This is a genomic window from Moorena sp. SIO4A1, assembly GCF_010672065.1.
Lineage (GTDB): Bacteria > Cyanobacteriota > Cyanobacteriia > Cyanobacteriales > Coleofasciculaceae > Moorena.
This window is the reverse complement of the sequence record NZ_JAAHHX010000234.1, coordinates 1-2,783: the sequence shown is the minus strand read 5'-3', so window position 1 is coordinate 2,783 and position 2,783 is coordinate 1. Positions and strand designations below refer to the sequence as shown.

Genomic DNA, 2,783 nt, shown 5'->3' with positions numbered 1-2,783 from the left:
AATTATCCTAGTAATACCAATTGATCACCAATCATGTCCATTTGCCCACCCTACTACTGTTCCCAAAGATAGGCTTTGGGTGGGCAATATATCAAATTAATACAATTTCATCACCAATCATGTCCATTTGCCCACCCTACTACTGTTCCCAAAGTGCGTACGCTACTAGTTTAGGGTGGGCAAATTATCCTAGTAATACCAATTGATCACCAATCATATCTATTTGCCCACCCTACAACCAGCAGTAGTGCGTACGCATTCCGTAGGCTCGGGTGGGCAAATTCTGATCCCTTGGCAATTTCATGATCAATCATGTCCATTTGCCCACCCTACTACTGATATAATTCCTCTTACGGCGGATTACATAACTATCAGGTACACATTGTTTCTCCTCTTCCCTCTTCCCTCTTCCCTGCTCCCTGCTCCGAAGTCCCTGCTCCGAAGTCCCTGCTCCCTAAAAACCCAAAACTTTGTACCTAACTGAAGTGCAAACCGCTGTATGTTGATTGATCAAATAGCATCAGTGCGATCGCATTCGGTTCGGTAGGGTGGGCAAATTCTGTACGGAAGGCAATTTGATAAAGAATCATGTCCATTTGCCCACCCTACAAGATCTGTTCCCAGATCCGCTGTTCCCTTTGGTATAGCTGATACCTGATAGCTGAATACTTACATTATCGCTGTCGGGTCATTCCAATTATTGCGTCTACTGTAAAGTCTGAGATATTGTCAAGGGTGGGGAGTATGTCAGTTCCGGCAAACACCAGTGGTAGTTCCTGGTTTTCCCAAACCCAGATTTGCTGTCGCTGAATATCGATTAGCCAAGCCAGCTGAGTCCCGTTGCTCAAGAGGTGCGACCCGTGGCGAATTTAATAATTAGATGCGGAAAGCGCACCTAAAGTGCAAAATTTTGTTCTGTAGGTCTAATGTGCTTTGGTCAGGGGAACGAATTTCAATTAACCAGAAGGCGTGAACCTGACCGGGGGCCATCTTGATCCCTGAGGCGATCGCTTTTAACAACGACAATATCTGGTACAGGGGATAAGGGAGGAATGATGCACCGGAGTTCTTGAATCGCAACGCAAGCATGGGTTTGATTGTTGATGGCGTTTACGAGGTTGCGTTGGAGGCGGGAATGAAACAATGTTGGCATAGGCTTTTGCTTCGGGTGTCCATGGATGAATTCCCAAGCAGGAGATGCTTCTATATTCGGTTGTTGGAGAAAAGCGTTTAAGGAGTTAGTAATGCTGGGTGATTGCATGAATTTTGTTAGCAGAAGAATGCTTAGCAATATTCCAGGTAGATTTTGTAGGGTGCGTTAGGCGGTTTGGTTGATAAAAATAGATGATATTGCCATAGTTTAAGCCGTAACGCACCATTGTATTGGTTAAGGATATTTTGGTTTCAATTTGTATATAGATGGTGCGTTACATTTCACCGCGAAGCACCCTACAAGAGCGATTGGCCTACGGCCACGCTACGCGTAGGCACTGACGGCTGACCGCTGACCGCTGTTCGCGCAGCGTGCGCGTAGCGCATATGCTTACTTTGTGCCATAGCCTGAGTATTGCCGCATAGAAGGTGGCTGAAACCCAATAACAATATCATTTTTGGGAACGTTCATATTAACCATATCTTGACCAATATCCCATTCAGTATTGTTATTCTGAATCCAGATCTTGCCATTTTTTATCTCTAAATGAACTGAACAGCCATAAACTCTTTCTTTCTTGTCCCAGCCGATGGCCATTACTTGATAATGGTCGTTTTCCGTATCAAAAATGCTATGAATTTCAATGTCACCATGAGAGGGTTTGTAACTGGCATATTGACTGAGTAGTTGCTTGATTATGCTGCGATAAGTTTGAAGCTTTTCTAGCTTTTCCATGATACAATTACCTCATTATCAATGTCATAACTTAATAGTTTAAGTTGGTAATATTGAATAACCATTTGAGGAAATTCCTTCTGAAAAAACCTTTGGTAGGTGGTATCTGGAACCGCCAAAAATAATTGTCGTTCTGGATCTTTTACCTTTAAGGCTACTCGATAGTTAATGAATTGACCAATGGCAAGGTGGAAGTCTGTAATAGAGGAGGGATTAATAAAACTTTTGATTTCCACTGCAATCCGCTGACCATTTCTTTCTGCCGCTATTAGTTTTTCGGCACCCAGATCAATAAAAAATTCTACTCCGCCGACTTTCAAAAAAAACGGATCATCGGTAATTTGCCAACCATCTTTAATTAAGGCATTTTTAACAACATCATGAAATAAGTCTTTTGCCATTACTCTTGCTCCCTTGCATCACAAAACCTGTGGTATTTAAAGTGTTGGCGGAGGTGACGAATGAAGTAGGGGGTAAAGCGAGCATTCCTTAGGGTAGGGTCGGCAAATTCTGAGAGCTTGGCAATTTCATCATCAATCATGTCCATTTGCCCACCCTACTTTATCTGATAATTCTTCACGAAGAATACGACGTAGATCCCCTTGGGTCAGAGGTTGCTCATTTGGCAGTAGGAGATGTTTTTTTAAAGCTTCATTTATTAGAGTCTGATAACCAATTCCAGCCGTTTCGGCCTGTTCTCGAAATAGGGCAAGAATTTCATCATCGAGATAAATAGTAATGCGTGTTTTTCCTAAGATAGGAATTACGGCTCCTCGTTTTCCTTTAGAAAAATCATATTCCTTTCTCATAAGCTTTTGTCTCCTGTTTTGTGGCGCGACGAGCAGAAATTAATCGAATCACCTCACCGCGCATGGTATATACAACGACCAATGGT

The 2,783-nt window shown here is 42.7% G+C and carries 6 protein-coding genes; all 6 read right to left on the bottom strand.

Going from position 1 to position 2,783, the window contains the following annotated elements; all coding sequences use genetic code 11:
* Positions 1-674: 674 nt before the first annotated feature.
* The 6 genes from F6K53_RS36645 to F6K53_RS36620 all read right to left on the bottom strand — a co-directional run bounded on the left by F6K53_RS36645 (position 675) and on the right by F6K53_RS36620 (position 2,697).
* Positions 675-848: a hypothetical protein gene (locus tag F6K53_RS36645; protein ID WP_229415302.1), complete on the bottom strand. Its 174-nt coding sequence runs from the start codon at positions 846-848 to the stop codon at positions 675-677.
* A gap of 104 nt (positions 849-952) precedes the next feature.
* Positions 953-1,261, bottom strand: a complete 309-nt coding sequence (locus F6K53_RS36640; protein WP_229415303.1) for a Uma2 family endonuclease — start codon at positions 1,259-1,261, stop codon at positions 953-955.
* Positions 1,262-1,543: 282 nt separating this feature from the next.
* On the bottom strand, positions 1,544-1,888 hold the full coding sequence (locus F6K53_RS36635) for a XisI protein (RefSeq protein ID WP_293066386.1): 345 nt from the start codon (positions 1,886-1,888) through the stop codon (positions 1,544-1,546).
* Positions 1,876-2,289, bottom strand: coding sequence for a XisH family protein (locus F6K53_RS36630; RefSeq protein ID WP_293084412.1), 414 nt, complete (start codon positions 2,287-2,289; stop codon positions 1,876-1,878). Before F6K53_RS36630 ends, F6K53_RS36635 begins: the two co-directional genes overlap by 13 nt.
* On the bottom strand, positions 2,289-2,435 hold the full coding sequence (locus F6K53_RS36625; protein ID WP_293054923.1) for a hypothetical protein: 147 nt from the start codon (positions 2,433-2,435) through the stop codon (positions 2,289-2,291). The genes F6K53_RS36630 and F6K53_RS36625 overlap by 1 nt, the downstream gene beginning before the upstream one ends.
* A complete protein-coding gene (locus F6K53_RS36620) occupies positions 2,422-2,697 on the bottom strand; it encodes a BrnA antitoxin family protein (RefSeq protein WP_293066392.1) in 276 nt (91 codons plus the stop codon). The genes F6K53_RS36625 and F6K53_RS36620 overlap by 14 nt, the downstream gene beginning before the upstream one ends.
* Between the last annotated feature and the right edge of the window lie 86 nt (positions 2,698-2,783).